This window comes from Corynebacterium sp. HMSC036D02 (genome assembly GCF_001836165.1).
Lineage (GTDB): Bacteria > Actinomycetota > Actinomycetes > Mycobacteriales > Mycobacteriaceae > Corynebacterium.
In genome coordinates this window covers 1-19141 of record NZ_KV827652.1, presented here as the reverse complement: position 1 = coordinate 19141, position 19141 = coordinate 1, and the positions used below count along the sequence as shown (strand labels likewise).

The following is a 19141-nucleotide window of genomic DNA, read 5'->3' as shown; positions in this document are numbered from 1 at the left end:
GCGTGAAGTACAGCAGCGAATCCCCCACACGTACCGGCGTCACGCTTCCTCCCTCACCGGAAGTCCGCCTCATTCCCCGTAGCCGCCGCGCCACGTCGCGCGAATGGGATGTTCCTTTGCCGCAGCAAGGTACCTGGCGGGTGCTTGGTGCGGCGGGGTCAGGGGTGTCAAGCCTGCTGATCGACGTTGTCTTGGCACAGCTGAATGCTGGAGCCGATGCCTCCGGCATCCTTGTTGTTGCCCCATCCAAGGAATCCGGTTCGCTGCTGCGCCGGGAATTGGCAGAGAACCTTGATGACTATGCCGCACAGACTTCGATGGTGCGCTCGGTGCACTCATTGGCTTTTGCGCTGCTGCGCCAAAGCAGCGAGGAGGAGCTGCGTCTCATCACCGGTGCGGAACAGGATGCAGTGATCCGTGAACTGCTACAGGGCCATGCGGCCGATCGCCGGGGCGCGTGGCCAGAGGAGATGCGCCCGGCCCTGGAGTACGTGGGCTTTGCGCGCCAACTGCGTGACTTGTTGCTGCGCGCCATCGAACGTGGCCTGGGCCCGACAGACCTGGAAGAGCTGGGGGAGCGCTACGGCCGCCCCATGTGGGTGGCTGCCGGAGATTTCCTGCGCGAATATGAGCGCACTCAGGCGCTGGCGGGTTCGCATTCCTATTCCGCTGCGGAATTGGTCAGCCAGGTGCTTTTGCGCCCGGAGCTGTTGCGCGAGCACCCGTGGCACACCATCGTGGTCGATGACGCGCAGTTGCTGGACCCGACCTCCGGCCAGCTGATCGCGGAGCTGGCGAAGACCGCACGCCTCACCGTGATTGGTGGTGACCCCGACCAAGCGGTCTTTGCCTTCCGCGGTGCTAATTCAGATTTCCTCACCACCTGGAAGGCAGAGAATGAACTTCGCCTGAGTTCTACGTACCGCAGGCCTTCCCCGGCGTGCGTGAGCGTCGTGGATTCCCGGGGTACCTTGCGTGATGTCTTGGCCAATACGGTTCGCCGCCGGCACTTAGAGGACGGCGTGGACTGGCGAGATATCGCAGTGATCGTGCGCTCTACTGGAGACATTGGACCTGCCCGGCGCACGCTGCTGTCTGCCGGCGTGCCGGTGCACATCAACCCCACGGACGTGGTGCTCGCTGAGCAGCGCTTGGTCAAAGCGGTGCTTTTGGCCCTGCGTGCTCTGGAGAATGAGCTTGAGCCCGCCGAACTCGAGGACCTGGTTACCGGTCCCGTGAGCGGCGCTGATCCGGTGACGCTGCGGAGACTCATCCGCGGCCTACGCCGCTGGAAACCGGAGCAGCGCGGAATGAATACGCTTCGAGAGTTGCTGGACGGTGAGCTGCCGGACTTCAATAACCTCCTCACCGAGCGCGAGGAAGCGATTTTGGCGCGTATTCGCGGGGTGCTGTCTGCCGGTCGTGCAGCCTTGCGGGAAGGCGCTGCTGTTGAGGAAGTCCTCTGGGAGGTGTGGCAAGCCACGGGTTTGGACACGCGCCTGCAGGCAGCAGCCCTGCGCGGTGGCGCCGCGGGTTCGCAGGCGGACCGCGACTTGGACGCGATGATGGCCTTGTTCGACGCCGCCGGCGATTACGCCGAGCGCCGTCCGGCGGCATCGTTGGAGTCCTTCATTCTGCATATCACGGAGCAAGAACTGCCCACCGGCGTGCGGGATCGCCGCTCGGCCTTGCCCAATGCGGTAGAAATTCTCACCGCGCATGGCGCAGTGGGGCGCGAGTGGGACACCGTCATCGTGGCGGGCGTTCAGGAAGGAACGTGGCCCTCGGTGGGGGAGACCGGCTCTCTTTTTGGGCAAGAAGACCTCATCGATCTGTTGGATCGTGGCATCACTCTCGGCACCCCAGTCAGCCACGTGTCGGGGCGCTTGGCGGAGGAGCGCCGCCTCTTCCACGTGGCCACCACCCGTCACAGGCAACGGCTGCTCATCGTGGCGGTGGACTCACCGGAGAGTGATGTCGTGGAAGAACCCTCGCGTTTCATCGACGAGTTCCTTTCTACTCGCGGCGTTGATGTTCCCGGCGCACAAGCGCGCCGGGAGGCAGGCAAGCGCCTGGCACGCCAGGCCTGGCCACGTGAGCTGGGTCTCGAGGTTCCGGAGCCGAATCCGGTGACGCTGCCCAGTGCTGCTAGTGGGGAGGGAGAGCTCGATCCCCTTGATGTCTCCGTGCTCTCGGTGCCCGCCTTCGTGGCGCAACTGCGCCGTTGTGCAACCGATCCGGAGACCGGCGAGGTGGAGCGCTCCCAGGCGGTCCGGCAGTTGGCCCGTTTGGCGGAGGCCGGGGTCCCCGGGGCGCATCCGGATCAGTGGTGGGCCGCGCGCGGAGTGGCTTCGCAATTGCCGCTGCGTGGTTCGAGCACAGTGTCGCCATCCCGGGTTGATGCTCTGCTCACGTGTCCGCTCAACGCGGTGCTGGGGCAGCTCGTGGAGGATGATTCTGCGAATATCAACCTGCTACGGGGTAATTTAGCGCATGCTTTCTTGGAAGCGCTAGGCCGCGGTGCTGCCGCCGAGCCCGCGAAGCGGCTGGTGCTCGATGCCTTCGATGCGCTTCTGGAAGGGCCAGCGTGGCACCGCGAGGCTGAGCGTGCGGACTTTGAGCGCCTTATCGACCGCACTCATAGTTGGGTGCTCTCGAGCTCGACATCACTCGAACCCGTGGGCGTTGAGGTCCCCGTCACCGTGGACATTGCCCCCGATGTCACCATTCGTGGGTTCATTGACCGGTTGGCGAAGGCCGGCGAAGACTACGTCGTGGTGGATCTCAAGACGGGGACAAAAGTCCCGTCGGCGACCAGTGCCCAAGACAATACCCAGCTCATGACCTACCAGCTGGCGCTGGCGCACGGTGAGCTTGTCACAGCGCCCGTAGAACCTGGCGGCGAGTCGCAGGCTGTGTCTATCCGGACCGGTGACGGCCTGCCGCGTGGCGGGGGTGTTCTGGTGTATCCGCGATCCAGTACTGCCGCCGTGTCCACCCGGGAGCAAGCCACCAAGCCTCCTGAGGAGCTCGAAGAGTTTGCGCAGTCGCTGCCCGCACTCGTGGCTGAGCTGCGTGGTCCGGGGCTGACCGCGCGCGAAAACGCTGATTGTGATCGCTGCCCAATCCGCTCTATCTGCCCTGTGATGAATGAAGGAGGTCTGGTGACCGATGCCTAAGAATCCCGCTCAAAACTTCAGCCCTGAGGAGCTGGCTGCTGCGCTGGGCAAACCCTTTCCGCCCACCCCGGAACAGGCCGCCGTTATTGATGGCCCGCTTGGCCCGAAACTCGTCGTGGCCGGCGCAGGCGCTGGTAAGACGGAGACGATGGCCTCGCGCGTGGTCTCACTCGTGGCAAACGGTTTGGTGCGGCCCGAGCAGGTCCTTGGCCTGACCTTTACACGCAAGGCAGCCCAACAACTAGAGCAGCGCATACGCCGCCAGCTGCTGACCCTGCGTTCCTCTGGAATCCTTGCCCCAGGCAGCTCGGCGGCAGAGGCGGTGGAAAATATCGCGCCAAACGTGTCCACCTATGACTCTTATGCCGGTGATCTTGTCCGCGAGTATGGCCTGCTCATGCCGGTCGAGCCGAATGCCCGCATCATCACCGAGGCGGAGCGCTATGCCATCGCCCACGAGGTGGTGAGCAATTACTCGGGCTCGCTCAGCACAGATAATGCGGTGGCCACGGTCACCGCTACCTTGCTCAAGCTCGCGGAAACGATGGACGGAGAGCTTAAGAATCCGCAGGATCTCTATGAGCATGAGGACATCTTCCGCAAGACCGCTGAGGACCTAGAAAAGAGCAAGAGGACCAAGGGTGAGTTCAGCAAGGACTTGCAGAAATACCTGGATACCCAGCGCTTGCGCCTGGAGTACCTGCCCTTGGTGGAAGCGCTCAAGAAAGAGCAGGCAGAACGTGGGGTGATCACTTTCGGTGAGCAGATGTCCATCACCGCCACCCTGGCCAAGAACTTCCCGCTCTTAGGCGAGCAACAAAGCGCGCGCTACCGCGTCATCATGTTGGATGAGTACCAGGACACCTCCCACGCGCAGCGCATCTTGCTGCGCTCTCTCTTTGGCGGCGAGCGCGAGGGGCTCTCGGTCACTGCGGTGGGTGATCCCATGCAGTCCATCTATGGCTGGCGCGGCGCTACGGCAGAAAACTTGGAGGCCTTCGTCACGGACTTTCCGCAGCCGGACGGCACCCCGGCGCCGAAGGATCAGCTCACCACCTCCTGGCGCAACCCTTCGACGGTACTCAGCTTGGCTAATGACGTGGCGTCGAAGCTCTTCTCCTCAAGCCCTGGCGAGCGCCCAGTAGATGAGCTGTCGCCCAAGCCCACCGCACCGGCCGGCAAGGTAGAGCTGGGTTACTTCGCTTCGGAGGATGAGGAGCGCGCGTTCATCGCTGAGCACCTCCGCCGGCTCTATGAGTCCACGCCGGAAGGCGAGGATTTCAGTGCCGCCGTTCTCGTGCGCACCAATAAGCAATCGCCGTTGATCGCCGCTGCTTTGGATGAGGTCGGCGTGCCCAACGAGATCTTTGGCCTCGGTGGACTTCTCTGGCAGCCGGAGATCCAAGATCTCGTGGCGGTGGCCACGCTTTTGGTGCGGCCACAGGACACCGCTGCGGCGCTGCGCGTGCTTACTGGGCCGATGTGTGGCCTGGGTATCGCCGATATTCAAGCGCTGCATTCGCGTCAGCGCAACCTTGCAGGTGCCACCGAGGGACGCACGCGGTGGGAAGGCGGTGATCCCCTGGCACACCTGGCTGCCCAGGTCGAGGAGATCACGGCGGAGGGGCCAGACCAGGTGCTGGGGCTTGCCGACGCCCTCGCAGACCTCGGTGAACGCGATCGCTACAGCACCGAAGGCTTGGAGCGCATGGAGGCGGTCTCCTCTAAGCTGCGCTATCTCCGTACCTATTCTTTGGGCAAGACTCTCAACGACATCGTGGCCGATATTGAGCTGCTCTTTGGTCTGCGCACCGAAGTTCTTGCCTCCGGCAAGCCGGGGGGAGCAACGCACCTTGACGCCTTCGCCGATTTTGTCGCGGGCTTCCACGGTGATGGCTTGGCCGGTCTCTTGGACTATCTTGAGTTAGCCAAGGAAAAGGAAGACGGGCTCGAGCTGGGAGAGGTCCCGCTTGTGCGCAACCGCGTGCAGATCATGACGGTGCATAAGTCCAAGGGCTTGGAATGGGAGCACGTCTGCGTGGCACATGCGGATTCCTCGAGCTACAAGGCGCAGGCGGAGACCTTCCTGACCAAGATTGAAAAGGCCCCAGGTGATGAGGATGCCATCGATGTTCCTGAGGATGCGGTGACGCGCTCTGACTTTGATAAGGCCTGCACGGCTTTCAAGGAACAGAACCGCGAGTTCCAAGCAGAGGAAGCTGCCCGTTTGTTCTATGTGGCGATGACCCGCACCGAGTCCACGCTGACGGTGACTGGTTCCGGCACGAATAAACTCAAAGGCAAGAGCAAGAAGGGCCCCTATTCCTACCTGCAGCTATTGGCAGATAAGCATCCGGAGCTGATTGTTCATTGGGATATCCCCGAAATCCCTGTGGAAGAGGAGAAAGGTGGCATAGTTGAATCCTCTTTCCCCTCATTGACCCCGCAAGCGGAAGCGCTGCAGGCAGCAGAGGCGGTCCGCGCAGCTATGGAGAACCTCCCCCCGCTTCGTGATGGTGAAGTCTTCGGGCTCTGGGAACAGGAGGCGAGCGCGCTCATCGAAGAGCACAAAGCCCTCCAGGCCCCAGTGGTCGATGTTGAACTGCCCGGCGAGCTGACGGCCTCCGACATGGTGGCCATGTCGGCAGATCCCACCCAATTCGCGCGCCGCCAGCGTCGCCCCATCCCCTTCAAACCCAACTCCTATGCCAAGCGCGGCACTGCTTTCCACGCCTGGTTGGAGGATCGTTTTGGCGCGCCTGCCTTGTTGGGGGAGGATGAGCTGCCCGGCTCTCATGATGAACCGGACCACGATTTGGAATCCCTCAAGGAATCCTTCCTAGCCTCGGAGTGGGCACAACGCACGCCGGCCTTCGTGGAGGCCCCTTTCGAGATCACCATTGGGGATTCCGTCGTCCGCGGCCGCATGGATGCGGTATTCCAACAGCCGGATGGTTCGTGGCTCATCGTGGACTGGAAGACTGGCCGCCGCCCCCAGGGCGCTGCGTTGGCCTCGGCGCAGATTCAGCTCGCCGTCTACGCGGAGGCATGGCGGCGCATCCACGGCGTGGAGACTGTCCGCGCGGCGTTCTTCTACGTGCATGAGAACTATCTTCTGGAGCCGGAGGACTTGCCCACCGGACCACGGTTGGCTGAGTTCTTAAGCTCTGCAGTTTCAACCCCACCAGGGTTGAGTCTAAGGTAGTCTCACGAGGAATTCCGCACTGTCAAGGGAGGTTGGCACTTCGTGCCCAAGCACTTAGGTAAACGCTTTAAATCGCGTTTCTTGTCGCAGGTTGAGCTGACCTCGCAGCCTGATCACGCGCTCATTGATGTCATCACGATTCCGCGCACGCAGAGCACCAGCCCGTGGAAGCAGCTGGCAAGCCGCGTTATCTGGGCCATGGGACTCTTGGTTTTCGTCACCATCGTCGTCTTTTTTGACGGTGATGGCTACAGCGAAGACCTGTCCTTCCTCGATGCCGCTTATTACTCAGCGGTGTCGTTGACCACTGTGGGCTATGGCGATATTGTCCCGGTGACTCCCACCGCGCGCTTCATTAACCTCATTATCGTTACCCCGGCCCGCCTGCTCTTCCTTGTTTTATTGGTCGGTGCTACCTTGTCGGTTCTGACGGATCGAGCCCGCCGCACCTTTGAAATCCAGAATTGGAGAAAGCAATTGCGTAACCACACCGTTGTCATCGGCTATGGCACCAAGGGTGCCGGTGCGGTCGCCGCGCTCATCGCTGATGATGTTCCCGCCTCCCAAATCGTGGTTGTTGATAACAACCGCGCGGCCCTGGCCAGCGCCGAGCACCACGGCCTCGTCACCATCTATGGCTCCGGAACCAAGCAGGACGTCCTGCGCATCGCCGGTGCGCAGCACGCCTCCTCCGTGGTGGTGACTCCGTCCACGGACGATACCGCGGTGCTGTGCACGTTGTCCGTGCGAGAGCTTAACCCTAAGGCCAAGGTGGTCGCGTCTGTGCGTGAATCTGAAAACCGCCACCTTCTCCTTCAATCTGGCGCTGATTCGGTGGTGACCTCGGCGGAGACGGCCGGCCGCCTCCTGGGCCTCGCTACCGTAACGCCAACCGTGGTGGAGATGATGGAGGATCTCCTCTCACCAAATGAGGGTTTCTCCGTGGCGGAGCGCGCAGTGCGCGAATTCGAGGTGGGCTCCAACCCGCGCCACCTCGCCGACATTGTCCTGGCCGTCTTGCGCAACAACGAGCTGCACCGCGTCGACACGGCAGATGCGTACGCGCTCAAGCCCGGTGACCGCCTGCTCTACATCAAGCACGAGATGCAGCAGGCCGCGGAAGATTCCGATGAAGACGAGGACGAAGGCAACTAATGTTCCTGCCTGTCACCGAGACCGGCCGCGTCCCGGTTACGCCACAGGGCCAGCCGGTTTTTCTGGCTGAGTCAGCGGGGGACATCGTGGTCACGGCCGGGGCCATCCATGCTTTCCTACTGGGCACCGAGGCCGCCGAGCGGCTCGGCGCGCTGCGTGATGCCACCTTCTTTAACGGTCAGCGCGACATCCTCAAAGCCCTGCACCTGATCCGTAACCGTCGGGAAGCGCGCTTTGATCCGCGCAGCGGCCGCGAGCTGTCTTATCCCGCGCCCGGGGCGGTGGGCCGCGACGGCGAGCACCTCGTATTTCCACGCCTTGATCCCGCCGTCATCGGCATTATCCGTCACGAAGAGTCGGACCAGATCCTGTTGGCTCGTAACCGTCACCGCCCGGACTTCTTCTCCTTGATTGCCGGCTATGTGGACCCCGGTGAGACTCTCGAAGAAGCGATGATCCGGGAGGCGCTGGAAGAGACCGGCCGCCGCGTTGAGTCAGTCAAGTACTGGGGTTCACAGCCTTGGCCACCCAGTGGCTCCTTGATGGTGGGCTTTTCCGCGGTCACGGAGGACGTCCAGGCCGTGTGCGACACTGACGAAGAGCTCGCGGAAGTGCGGTGGGTGTCCCGCGCTGAGCTGCCAGAACTGACCATTGCCCGCAAGGGCTCGATTGCACACACGATGATTATGGAGTGGTTCCACGGTGATGAGACCGGATCTGTCCCTGCTCGATGAAGACCAGCGAGCCGCAGCCACGGCGCCGCGCGGCCCAGTCTGCATCCTGGCGGGTGCCGGAACGGGTAAGACCCGCACGATTACCTATCGCATTGCCCATATGGTGGACCAGGGTTTCGTCAACCCGCAGCGCGTTCTGGCCGTTACCTTTACCGCACGTGCCGCGAGCGAAATGCGCGAGCGTCTCAATCAGATGGGCGTCGGGGGAGTACAGGCCCAAACTTTTCACGCCGCAGCGCGCCGCCAGCTGAAGTACTTCTGGCCGCAGGTTGCGGGGGATTTGCCTTGGCAGCTCATCGACAACAAGTTCAGCCTGGTCGGCCGCGCGGTCCGCTCGCTTGGCCTGGACAACAACAAGGACACCATTCGTGATTTCCTGGGGGAAATCGAATGGGCAAAGTCTTCGCTGATTAGCCCCGAGGGCTATCCCGGTGTCATCGAATCCACGGACCGTGAAGCACCGGGGGACCCAGCCAAGGTGGCGGAGGTCTTTCGTCGCTATGAGGACATGAAAGCCACCCCGGATCTCATGTACCTCGATTTCGATGATTTGCTCATGCATATTGCTGGTGCCATCGAGAACGTGCCTGCGGTAGCCGAGGTTTTCCGCGAGCAGTACCGCACCTTTGTGGTGGACGAGTATCAAGACGTGACCCCGCTCCAGCAGCGCGTCTTGGAGGCTTGGCTGGGGGAGCGCGATGACCTGACGGTCGTGGGCGATGCCAACCAGACCATTTACTCCTTCAACGGTGCTTCCCCGGACTACCTTCTAAATTTTTCCCGCACCTATCCGCAGGCCACCGTGGTGAAGCTGCAGCGAGACTACCGCTCCACTCCGCAGGTGACGGATTTGGCCAACGAAGTCATCTCGAAGGCCACGGGCCGCGCTGCGGGAACCCGTCTGGAGCTGCAGGGTATGCGCGAGCCAGGGCCCGAGCCCACGTTTAAGGCCTATGAATCTGAGGAGATTGAGGCCAAGGAGGTCGCGGGCCAGGTTCTGACCTTGCTCAACCAGGGAGTTAAGGCCTCGGAGATTGCGATCCTCTACCGTATCAACGCGCAGTCGGAGCAGTTTGAACAGGCGCTTGCCGACGCCGGAGTGGTCTACCAAGTCCGCGGCGGCGAAGGCTTCTTCCGCCGCCCAGAGATCTTGGAAGCCATCCGCGTGCTCATCGCCGCCACCCGTCGCGATGATCTGCCGAACGATCCGGTGGCCGTGGCGCGCGCGGCCTTCGTGGAGCTGGGGCTGTCCGCCACGGAGCCGCAGGGCGCGCAGGCTCGTGAGCGCTGGCAGTCGCTCACCGCACTGGTGGATCTCATCGCACAAATCGTAGAGGACCACGAGGGCATCGACCTTCCCGGCGTACTCGGTGAGCTGCACCGCCGTTCCGAGAACAAGCACAACCCCACGATGGAGGGCGTCACCTTGGCCACCATCCACGCCGCCAAGGGCTTGGAGTGGGATGCGGTTTTCCTCGTGGGCCTCACCGAAAAACTGCTGCCCATTAACCACGCTATTAAGGCTGGCGATGAACACGTGGAGGAAGAACGCCGACTGTTTTATGTCGGCATTACCCGTGCCCGCGAGCACCTTGCCTTGTCGTGGGCGTTGGCAAAGACCACCGGCTCGCGCGCCTCGCGTGAGCGAACTCGCTTCCTGGACGGGGTGGTCCCGGGAATCGAGGAGAGCCAGTCATCGAACCGTCGCTATCGCCCGCGCCGTTGCCGAGTATGTTCGGGGCAGCTCAGCAGCCCAGCGGAGAAGGTCCTCGGCCGCCATGAGTGGTGCGAGTATGAGGGTGATGAGGATGTCTTCAACGCGCTGCGCGCGTGGCGGGCATCCGTGGCGAAGGACTCTCAGGTTCCTGCCTACGTCGTGTTTTCTGATGCCACCCTGCAAGCGATTTCGGAGGCTCTTCCCACCAATGAAGCGGAGCTATTGGATATCTCCGGGGTGGGCCCCTCCAAGCTGGAGCGCTATGGAGCGGAGGTGCTGCAGATCATTGCTTCTTCCCGCGGCTAAGAGGAACTACGAAGCAGCACAGTACGTGCAGCGGGGATGTTCCATAAGTAGTCTCCGCTGCTCTAAGCCGTAGAGGTCTATCTCCGTGAGTTCGCCGGCGAGCGGCTTGCCACCGGGGGCTCCTGGTGGGGCCGGCCTCCCCAATAGCCGGCGAATAATCACCACCGCATGCATCACTATCGCAGTGCGCACGATTGGGTCTCCCGGTGCTTCCACTGCCGCGGCGCGGTGGGCCACCTCGTGCCATAGCTCGTCTGATTCGATGCGGTGCAGGTGCGCGCATAGCGGGCAGGGGCCAGCCCCGTCGATGCGAACCGGTCCGATGATGCCGCGGGCATCGATCATAGATACCGGCAACCAGGTGGCTGGGGAATTGTGCATGGCCTGTGCCCATTCCGTGGCGCCATCCAACATGTCGACAGCCACGATAGGCAGGTGCCCGGCCACGTTTGCGATGTACTCGGCGGGGGTTTCGCTGTGGAGAGGGGAGCGTGGTTGAAAGGAATCACCAAGCAGGACATCGCGCAGTTCATTGGCCAGGGCGGAGGTTCCCAGCACGGCCACGCGCTGCGGCCGGGGCGCCGGCCACAGAACTCGGTAGCTAATCAGATCCTCCACTAGGCTGCGGGCAGCTGAGGGGCTCATGCCTGTATTCTCAATGGATTTTTCAATGGTTTGTCGGGTCAGCGGCGTGCGCAGCCTGTTGAGCAAGCCTGCCAGCTGTGGGTGGGCTTCGAAAACCCCGACGCGCGTGGCATCCATCCCACACTGGAGCATTCCGGGTTCACGCTCAAGAATCGTGGTTTCCGGCGCCAGCATGTACGTCTGTGCACTCAAGACTGTCCTCCCCGTTTTTATGACCCACCCCAGGTGTGTTTAGACACCATTGCACCACAGGTAGAATGCCCTGTCATGTCGAGCAATCCCGAGGTACGCGTCATCCGTTCAGCCCGGCGCCGTCGCACCGTCCAAGCCCGCGTGGTCGACGGTGTTTTGGAGGTGCGCATCCCCGCTTGGATGTCAGCGGCGGAGGAGCGCGAAGCGGTGGATGGCATCGTGGCGAAGGTGCGCAAAAAACAAACCTCTTCGCAGCTTTCCGACGATTCCCTGGCCGACCGCGCCCGCACCTTGAACACTCGCTTTCTGGAGGGCCGCGCCACGGTGGGTTCCATCCGGTGGGTGAGTAACCAAAAATCCCGCTGGGGTAGCTGCACTACCTCAACGGGAGATATTCGGATTTCTGACCGGCTGCAGGATGTTCCTGACTACGTCCTCGACGCGGTCATCATCCACGAGCTGACGCACACCTTCATCCCGGGCCATGGTCCGGACTTCTGGGAGTGGGCTGACCGCGCGCCCAAAGCGGAGCGCGCGAAAGGATACCTCGAGGCGTACCAGCGTTTCCGCTAGTTCTCTTCCTCCGGCTTGTCCTTTTTGTTGTCGTCGCCGTCGGCGTCTGTGTCCTCACCAGTGCTGTCGCTGGTGTTATCGCTGGCATTGTCACCGGAATCCTGTTGGCGGAGCATCTCCTCCAGCTTGGAGAATTCTGCCTCAAAGCCCTCATCAGGGGTGTCATCGAGCAAACCGTCGATGAAGGACGCCGGGTTCTCCAGGTGCTCGGCCGTGGGCAGAAGATCCGGGTGGTCCCAGGCGGAATCGCGCTTATCGGAGCCTACCGCGACGGTGGCGCGGCGCCAGAGTTCAGTGGCGGCCTCCACCTTCGGGGCGTTGAGCTCGATGCCGACAACTTGGGAGAAGGCCTTCTCCGCGGAGCCGCCAGTGGAGCGGCGGTGCGCCCACGCTTCAGTCATTGCTTTCGTGGACGGGATGCGCTCTCCGAGTGCTTCGGTCACGACGTGCTCTACCCAGCCCTCGACGAGTGCCAAGAGGGTCTCCAGGCGGGAAGCCGCGCCCGCGTTGCGAGAGGTGATCCGCGGGGACAGGTCCATGCCTTGTAGCTTGCTCATCGCGTCCTGGATGGCCTGCGGGTCGCCGGATTCCAGGTTGAGCTCGCGGGTAGCTTCCTCGATGTGGGAGGTATCAATAACCAAGCCCATGGCGTATTCCTCAACGGAGGAGACGAGGCGCTCGACCAGCCATGGCACATGCTTGAACAGGCGCTGGCGGGCAGCTTCACGGGCCCCAATGTAGACGAGCACCTCCTGGCCCGGAACGTTGAGATCACGCGCGATGGCCTGAATATTGTGCGGCAAGAGTGCGGTGGTGCTTGCTGGGGAGACCGGCAAGCCGAAATCAGAACCGGTCAATGCCTGCGCAGCCAGATCACCTAGGGCGTGGCCCAGCTTCATACCGAAGTTCATGCCGGACATCGAGTTCATCATCGAAGTCATCGGGCCCATCATCTCGCGGGCCTCCTCCGGCAAGGATTCCAGCTGCGCGGAGTTCATGTGCTCCGCCACCGGGGTGACCATGCGCTGCCACATCGGCAGAGTCGAATCCAGCCACTGCGCGGAATTCCAGGCAGTGACGGTGCCGGATGCGGTGGGGAGAATCGTGGCATCATCCAGCCACAGTTCCGCCAGCCTCACGGCTTCTTGCACGGCGGTGCGGTCCTGCTCGCTGACCTCTTTATCGCCGGAGATCTGCTGGTGCGCGATGCGCTTGGCCAAGTCATAGTTGACCGGGCCGGAACCCTCCGGGGAATTCATGGAGGAGCCCATGCCGGACAGCATCTGGCCGAACTGATTCAATAGGTCTCCTAGGCCACCGTTGCCCGCGCTGAAGCCGAAGGCGCCGAACGGGTTCTGGTCGCGACGATCGTTATCATCGTCATCGTCGTTATTGGGGAAGGAAAAACCGAATCCGTTGCTCATGGGGCCTAATCTACTAGGTTTCCTAGCGCGGATTCTAGGACCACGGCAACGCTGAGAGCGAACAAGCATCACGAGGCTGTAGGCTGATCCTCCGTGAAATCTTCGCAGAACCCCCGAACTCGCCGCCTGTCCACCCTGACGTGGGGAGCCATTCCGGTGGTGTTGACGGGAGCCCTGCTCAGCGTTGACCACATCCCCGGTACCGACATCACCCTGTCGGTGCCGTACGCCGCCGAAGGACCAGGTCCGACCGTGGACACCTTGGGTGAAGTGGAGGGAGAACCGGTGGTCAACGTCGAGGCCCCAGAAACGTTCCAGCCGCAGGGGCATCTCAACATGACGACGGTCTCCGTGCGCACCAATATGACGTTGGCTCAAGCTTTGGGGCGGTGGCTTTTCACCGATGACACCATCGTCCCCATCGACAGCGTCATCCCGCAAGGCAAGACGGATGAGGAAGTTCAGGAAGCCAATCAACAGGCTTTTACCCAGTCTGAGTCAGCGGCCACCGTCGCCGCCATGAACTACCTGCACAAGCCCGTGCGTATCGAGGTAGCACAGGTGCTCGACGACGGCCCCGCAGCGGGCGCGCTTGACGACGCCGACATCATCACCGCCGTCAACGGCGACAAGGTCACGGAGCCTGGCCAGGTACAGGAGAAGATCCGCGCTCTTAAGCCCGGTGATGAAGTGAAGCTGGGGATTATTCGCAAGGGCGAGGAAAAGACTGTCCGGGTCACCCTCGGCTCTCACCCCGAGCAGGAGGACGTGGCCCTGCTAGGCATCCTTATGACCTCGGTGCCCACCGAAGACATCACGGTGGATTACAACCTGCAGGACATCGGCGGCCCCTCGGCTGGCATGATGTTTACCTTGGCGGTGATTGACAAGCTCTCTAGTGAGGATCTCACCGGCGGCCGGTTTGTCGCCGGCACCGGCACTATTGGTGAGGACGGCGAAGTCGGCCCCATTGGCGGTATCGTCCACAAGGTCCACGCAGCGCAGGAAGCGGGCGCCGAACTATTCCTCGCCCCAGCCGACAACTGCGCGGAGGCGGTCAGCCGCGATACTGGGGACATGGTGGTGGCCAAGGTCCACACGCTGGACGATGCCATCGAGGCCATGCAGGACTTTGCGGAGGGCAAGCCCGTCGAGACCTGCGAAGGTTAGACCGCTACACCAAGCCAAGCTCCTTGAGGCGCTCCTCCGGATCGTCCTGATCCGTGGAGATCATCTGCTGCATGATGAGGCCCTCATCGTTGTCAACGACGGTGAGGATGGCCGTGTTGCCCAGCATGGACCAGCCCACGACGCGGTTGCCGCTGTCCTCGATGACGCGGGAGCTGCGCAGCTCGGTGAGCACCTGGGTGGTCTGGGAAGCCTTGGTCTTGGACTTGAAGAACTGGAACTGTCCCACCTCGGAGCCGGAGCAGTTGAAAGAATCCGTCACGCCATTGGGATCGCAGCGGTCGAACTGCGCGAAGATCTCTTCCGGCACGAGGCCACCGAAGATCTTATAAGCCTGCTCCACAGAGTCGGTGAACTTGCCGCTGGGCTCCGCGGACTCGCTGGCGTCCTTGTCTTTGTCTTTGCGGTCGGCGTAGCTGCGGGTTGAGGATTCATCCTCCGCCTCCGAGCTGTCTGCAGACTCGGAGGTGGCGGGAGTAGTCGTCTCGGATTCCTCAGCGGAGGTTGCCGGGGCCGGGGCGCTGGTCTTCTCCGCGGCGGCGGTCGTTGCTTCGCTCGCAGGCGCTGGTTCAGGGGAGGGGGCATCGTCCTTCCCACATGCGGAGAGCAGGCAGCCGGTGGCAAGCACGGCCGATGCTGCGGCGGTGAAGCGGGATGTCAAGCGCACGAGAGACTCCTCTATCAATTGCGTGCCCAGCCCTGAGAGCTGAGCGCTAATGGCCACTGCAGTCTGAGTTTAGTCGATTAGAGCATTTCCTCCGGATCTTGCTCCAACCCGTAGCGCAGTGCAGCGATGACCCCAGGCGCCACATTCGGTCCGCCACGCAGTTGGATATCGTCCTCCGCGAAGGGGCCGGCCTCCGCCAGTTCTTCCTCGGTGGGGCGTAGCTGCAAAAGCGTGAGCTCGGCGCCATCGTCGTCGAAACTCTCCGCATCGGCTGTGGAGCTTCCGTCCAGGGCGGTGGCTCGCAGGACTCCGGAGAAGAGGCGGGCGGGACGGGCGTCGCCAAGCACGGCGTCCGAGGTGTCCTTAAACATGATCTCCTGTGCCAGAATGACGCCGGCGATCTCTCGCGGCCATGCTAGCCGCGAGACGTAGTCCGCGAGGTGCTCCGAGCCCGGTTCGATGCCTTCCGGCAACTCTTGCACCACGAGGGTGAGGGAAGAGGAGTCATCGACGTCCCCAAGTTGGGCGGCCACCAGCTCAGTGGGGACGAGAGCGAAAAGGGTAGGAGGTGCATCCCAGCCTTCGGCGTGGATGAAATCCACGGCCTCGCGCATGGCCTTGTTGAGCGCGCGGTGTACAGCAGGCTGGGAGGAAGGTTGGGAACTCATAAGCGTCCTTGTTCGTTGACGGTCATAGTGCTTCTCTAGACTAGAAGCTTGATACCTCTATATTCGCACGACACTTGATTGGAGCTGGAGTTGGCTTCCGGACTCAACCGACCCACCGCCCCGATGAAACGTCCGCCCAAATTTCTCTCGTGGGTTGTCGCCATCATCGCGGTCCTCTTGTTCATTGGCCCCATGTTGGTGGGCTTCTATACGGATTGGAAGTGGTTCGGCGCGATTGAGTACCGCGGGGTCTTCACCAAGACCCTGATCACGCGCATCGTCCTCTTCGTCCTCTTCGGCCTCGTAGCAGCGGCTGTTACCTACGTAGCGGGCCTGATTGTGTGGCGGGGGCGCGGCGACTCGATGGACATGGCGGACTTCAATTCCCCTGTCTATCAGTACCGCAAGTCCATTGAGAGCACGATGAGTGTCTTCCTCAAGGTCATCCCGGTCCTTGTCGGCGTTGTTTCTGGCCTTCTGGGGCAGGCAAACTGGCGTACCGTCATGCTCTTCCTTAATTCCCATGACTTTGGGGTGACGGACCCGCAGTTCAACCACGACCTTGGCTTCTACGCATTCCGCTTGCCGGTGTGGTCAATGCTGGTCAACGCGGCTTCCATGCTGGTCGCAGTGTGCTTCCTCATTGCACTCGTGGGGCACTACATTCTTGGCGGCATTCGCTTGGGCAATCGCGCCGCCGGCGTGCGTGGTTCGCTGTCGAAAGCAGCGCGTACACAGCTCGCAGTAACCGGTGGTATTTGGATGCTGCTCCAGGTGGCCGGCTACTGGCTGGGGCGTTACGAGTTGCTGTATAACCAGCATTCGTTGTTTACGGGTGGTTCCTACACGGATATCAATGCCTACCTGCCGGCAAAGATCATTCTCATGATCATCGGCGTGTTCGTGGCCGTGGCGATTTTCTCTGCTGTGGTGATTAAGGACCTGCGCATTCCGGGCCTGGCCGTAGTTCTCATGGTGCTGTCTTCCTTGGTCATTGGCCAGGGCTGGCCGCTCATCATGGAGCGCTTCTCCGTGAACCCGAACCGTCAGGCTAAAGAGGCTGAGTCCATCTCCCGCAACATCGAGTCCACCCGTTTTGCCTATGGCCTCACCGATGACAAGGTGACCTACGAGGAGAACTGGGGCGCGGAGGACGTCGCCGATGACAAGGTCGCCTCGGATGACTCCACCATCTCTAACCTGCGCTTGCTGGACCCGGATATTTTGGCGCCGACGTTTACCCAGATGCAGCAGCTGAAGAACTTCTACGGCTTCCCAGAGACGCTGGCGATGGACCGCTATGAAATCGACGGCGAACTCCGTGACTTCGTGGTTGCTGCCCGCGAGCTGGATCCGAATGAGCTGCAAGAAAACCAGCAGAACTGGATCAACCGCCACACCGTCTATACGCATGGCAATGGCTTTATTGCGGCGCAGGCGAACACGGTCGATGAGGTGGCTCGTGACGCCGGTTCCGCCCGCGGTGGTTTCCCCATCTTCACGGTGGCTGACTTGCAGACCCAGGCAGGTAAGGACGCCGAGGGCGAGGGCGAAACCAAGAATGCTGAAGAATCCCTCGGCATCAAGGTGGACCAGCCGCGCACCTACTTCGGCCCGGTTATCGCTAGCGCCCAGGACGGTATGGACTACGCCATCGTGGGCAAGACCGGTGATGAGTCCGTCGAGTACGACACCGATACCTCCACCTACACCTATGACGGCAAGGGTGGCGTCGACATCGGCAACATCGTTGACCGCGCTGCCTTTGCGCTGAAGTACCAGGAACTCAACTTCCTGCTGTCGGACCGCGTGGGGCCGGAGTCCAAGCTGCTCTATGACCGCGACCCGCGCGAGCGCGTGGAGAAGGTTGCTCCCTGGCTGACGACGGATTCCTCCACCTACCCGGCGGTTATCGACGGCCGCATCAAGTGGATCGTTGACGGCTACACCACCTTGGATTCCCTGCCGTATTCCCAGCGCACCTCCCTGACGGAGACCACCCAGGACGCGCAGAATCCGACGGGCACGACGCAGCGCCTGGTCAATGATCAGGTGGGCTATATCCGTAACTCGGTGAAGGCGACTGTCGACGCCTACGATGGCACCGTCGATCTCTATGAGTTCGACACCGAAGACCCCGTGCTTAAGGCATGGGAGGGGGTCTTCCCGGGCGTCGTCAAGCCCGAGTCGGAGATCTCCGATGAGCTGCGTCAGCACATGCGTTACCCGGAGGACATGTTCAAGGTGCAGCGCAACCTGCTGGCCAAGTACCACGTGGATGACCCGGGCGTCTTCTTCAACAACGATGCCTTCTGGTCCGTGCCGGAGGACCCGACCGCTGGTGAGTCCCAGGGCCTGAACCAGCCTCCGTACTACGTGCTGGCTTCCGATCCGGAGACCAACAAGCCGAGCTTCCAGCTCATTACCTCCTACCGTGGCCTGAACCGTCAGTTCCTCTCCGCCCACATGGCGGTGTCCTCCGACCCGGATTCTTACGGTGATATCACCGTGCGCGTGCTGCCGACGAATACCCAGACCCAGGGCCCGAAGCAGGCACAGGACGCGATGATGTCCTCCGACCAGGTGGCCCGTGACCGCACGCTGTGGCAGGGCTCGAATGACCTGAAGAACGGTAACCTGCTGGCCCTGCCGGTGGGTGGAGGAGAGATCCTCTACCTCGAGCCGATCTACTCACAACGCAAGGGCCAGGAGTCCGCGTTCCCGAAGCTGCTGCGCGTGCTGGTGTCCTACAAGGGGCGCGTGGGGTATGCGCCGACGATTGGTGAGGCCCTGGAGCAGGTCGGCATCGACCCGAAGGCCGCCCAGGACATCACTGAGATTGAAGGCGACTCCGGCAAGCAAACCGAAAAGGAGTCCGATAGCGGCGACCAAAAGGAATCCAAGGATTCCAAGGATGCTGAGGCTTCTGCGCCGGCATCGGCCCCGAAGGCTTCGAACGAAGGCGAGGCTATCGACGCCATCAACAAGGCTCTCGACGGCGTGGACAAGGCCAAGAACGGCTCCTTCGAGGAGTACGGAAAGGCTTTGGACGAGCTGGACAAGGCAGTGGAAGACTACCGCTCCCTGCAGTCCCAGTAAATCCGGATAGGCGCCGACGAAAAACTCGGCGCCTCACCTATGAAATGGCGTCTGCCCAGGGGATTTGGGTAGGCGCCAAGGTGTCTGTATAGTTACATCCGTCGCCGGCACACGGGGTTTCAACCCTAGTGTTTATATCCAGTGTGCTGAAGCGTTTGATGTATGGAAGTGCATCTCGACGCGGGGTGGAGCAGCTCGGTAGCTCGCTGGGCTCATAACCCAGAGGTCGTAGGTTCGAATCCTGCCCCCGCTACCAACTTCCAAGCCCCTGCCAGGAGAAACACTGGTAGGGGCTTTAGTTATTTCTCTTAAGGCGCACGTCCTGGGACTCAAATCGGGACTTTAGCGATGGCATTTTGTGGCCTAAACGACAAAACGTGTTGTTTTCC

Annotated in this window: 12 protein-coding genes and 1 tRNA gene; 9 read left to right on the top strand and 4 right to left on the bottom strand. The window is 61.9% G+C overall.

Annotated elements, in window-relative coordinates; genetic code table 11:
- The first annotated feature begins 2 nt into the window (after positions 1 to 2).
- From HMPREF2743_RS02285 to HMPREF2743_RS02265, 5 genes are read left to right on the top strand one after another with little or no spacing between them, the layout of a single operon-like run.
- Entirely contained in the window at positions 3 to 3179 is a 3177-nt protein-coding gene (locus HMPREF2743_RS02285; RefSeq protein ID WP_371441223.1) for a PD-(D/E)XK nuclease family protein, read from the top strand.
- On the top strand, positions 3172 to 6384 hold the full coding sequence (locus HMPREF2743_RS02280; RefSeq protein ID WP_070818103.1) for an ATP-dependent helicase: 3213 nt from the start codon (positions 3172 to 3174) through the stop codon (positions 6382 to 6384). Before HMPREF2743_RS02285 ends, HMPREF2743_RS02280 begins: the two co-directional genes overlap by 8 nt.
- Before the next feature lie 42 nt (positions 6385 to 6426).
- A complete protein-coding gene (locus HMPREF2743_RS02275) occupies positions 6427 to 7539 on the top strand; it encodes a potassium channel family protein (RefSeq protein ID WP_070818102.1) in 1113 nt (370 codons plus the stop codon).
- Positions 7539 to 8273, top strand: a complete 735-nt coding sequence (locus tag HMPREF2743_RS02270) for an NAD(+) diphosphatase (protein ID WP_070818101.1) — start codon at positions 7539 to 7541, stop codon at positions 8271 to 8273. The genes HMPREF2743_RS02275 and HMPREF2743_RS02270 overlap by 1 nt, the downstream gene beginning before the upstream one ends.
- Positions 8245 to 10296: an ATP-dependent DNA helicase UvrD2 gene (locus HMPREF2743_RS02265; protein WP_210400240.1), complete on the top strand. Its 2052-nt coding sequence runs from the start codon at positions 8245 to 8247 to the stop codon at positions 10294 to 10296. The genes HMPREF2743_RS02270 and HMPREF2743_RS02265 overlap by 29 nt, the downstream gene beginning before the upstream one ends.
- A gap of 6 nt (positions 10297 to 10302) precedes the next feature.
- On the opposite strand, the gene HMPREF2743_RS02260 is transcribed toward HMPREF2743_RS02265, so the two are convergent.
- Positions 10303 to 11133: a hypothetical protein gene (locus HMPREF2743_RS02260; protein ID WP_070526187.1), complete on the bottom strand. Its 831-nt coding sequence runs from the start codon at positions 11131 to 11133 to the stop codon at positions 10303 to 10305.
- A gap of 75 nt (positions 11134 to 11208) precedes the next feature.
- Between HMPREF2743_RS02260 and HMPREF2743_RS02255 the strand changes: the two genes are divergently transcribed.
- A complete protein-coding gene (locus HMPREF2743_RS02255) occupies positions 11209 to 11706 on the top strand; it encodes a M48 metallopeptidase family protein (protein ID WP_070526185.1) in 498 nt (165 codons plus the stop codon).
- Here HMPREF2743_RS02255 and HMPREF2743_RS02250 read toward each other — a convergent pair.
- On the bottom strand, positions 11703 to 13130 hold the full coding sequence (locus tag HMPREF2743_RS02250; protein ID WP_070818099.1) for a zinc-dependent metalloprotease: 1428 nt from the start codon (positions 13128 to 13130) through the stop codon (positions 11703 to 11705). The two genes, HMPREF2743_RS02255 and HMPREF2743_RS02250, sit on opposite strands and share 4 nt — an antisense overlap.
- A 93-nt stretch (positions 13131 to 13223) precedes the next feature.
- Between HMPREF2743_RS02250 and HMPREF2743_RS02245 the strand changes: the two genes are divergently transcribed.
- Positions 13224 to 14300 carry a YlbL family protein gene (locus HMPREF2743_RS02245; RefSeq protein WP_070517854.1) on the top strand — a complete coding sequence of 359 codons (1077 nt, stop codon included), beginning with the start codon at positions 13224 to 13226 and terminating at the stop codon, positions 14298 to 14300.
- Positions 14301 to 14304: 4 nt separating this feature from the next.
- Here the strand turns inward: HMPREF2743_RS02245 and HMPREF2743_RS02240 are convergent, their stop codons facing one another.
- Complete coding sequence (locus HMPREF2743_RS02240; protein ID WP_070517855.1) at positions 14305 to 14985, bottom strand: beta-N-acetylglucosaminidase; 681 nt, start codon at positions 14983 to 14985, stop codon at positions 14305 to 14307.
- Between the two features lie 77 nt (positions 14986 to 15062).
- The gene (locus HMPREF2743_RS02235) at positions 15063 to 15653 is read right to left on the bottom strand and encodes a PPA1309 family protein (protein WP_070818098.1); all 591 of its coding nucleotides are present in this window, start codon (positions 15651 to 15653) and stop codon (positions 15063 to 15065) included.
- Between the two features lie 123 nt (positions 15654 to 15776).
- Here HMPREF2743_RS02235 and HMPREF2743_RS02230 point away from each other — a divergent pair, with 123 nt between their 5' ends.
- Positions 15777 to 18752, top strand: coding sequence for a UPF0182 family protein (locus HMPREF2743_RS02230; protein ID WP_070818118.1), 2976 nt, complete (start codon positions 15777 to 15779; stop codon positions 18750 to 18752).
- Positions 18753 to 18931: 179 nt separating this feature from the next.
- Positions 18932 to 19008 (top strand) — tRNA-Met (locus HMPREF2743_RS02225).
- The last annotated feature ends 133 nt before the right edge of the window (positions 19009 to 19141 follow it).

Bases quoted from the DNA above. Each gene is read 5' to 3' on its own strand.
- HMPREF2743_RS02270 (WP_070818101.1), top strand. From the start codon at position 7,539: ATGTTCCTGCCTGTCACCGAGACCGGCCGCGTCCCGGTTACGCCACAG.
- HMPREF2743_RS02235 (WP_070818098.1), bottom strand. From the start codon at position 15,653: ATGAGTTCCCAACCTTCCTCCCAGCCTGCTGTACACCGCGCGCTCAAC.
- HMPREF2743_RS02230 (WP_070818118.1), top strand. From the start codon at position 15,777: ATGAAACGTCCGCCCAAATTTCTCTCGTGGGTTGTCGCCATCATCGCG.
- HMPREF2743_RS02255 (WP_070526185.1), top strand. From the start codon at position 11,209: ATGTCGAGCAATCCCGAGGTACGCGTCATCCGTTCAGCCCGGCGCCGT.
- HMPREF2743_RS02265 (WP_210400240.1), top strand. From the start codon at position 8,245: ATGAGACCGGATCTGTCCCTGCTCGATGAAGACCAGCGAGCCGCAGCC.
- HMPREF2743_RS02250 (WP_070818099.1), bottom strand. From the start codon at position 13,130: ATGAGCAACGGATTCGGTTTTTCCTTCCCCAATAACGACGATGACGAT.
- HMPREF2743_RS02280 (WP_070818103.1), top strand. From the start codon at position 3,172: ATGCCTAAGAATCCCGCTCAAAACTTCAGCCCTGAGGAGCTGGCTGCT.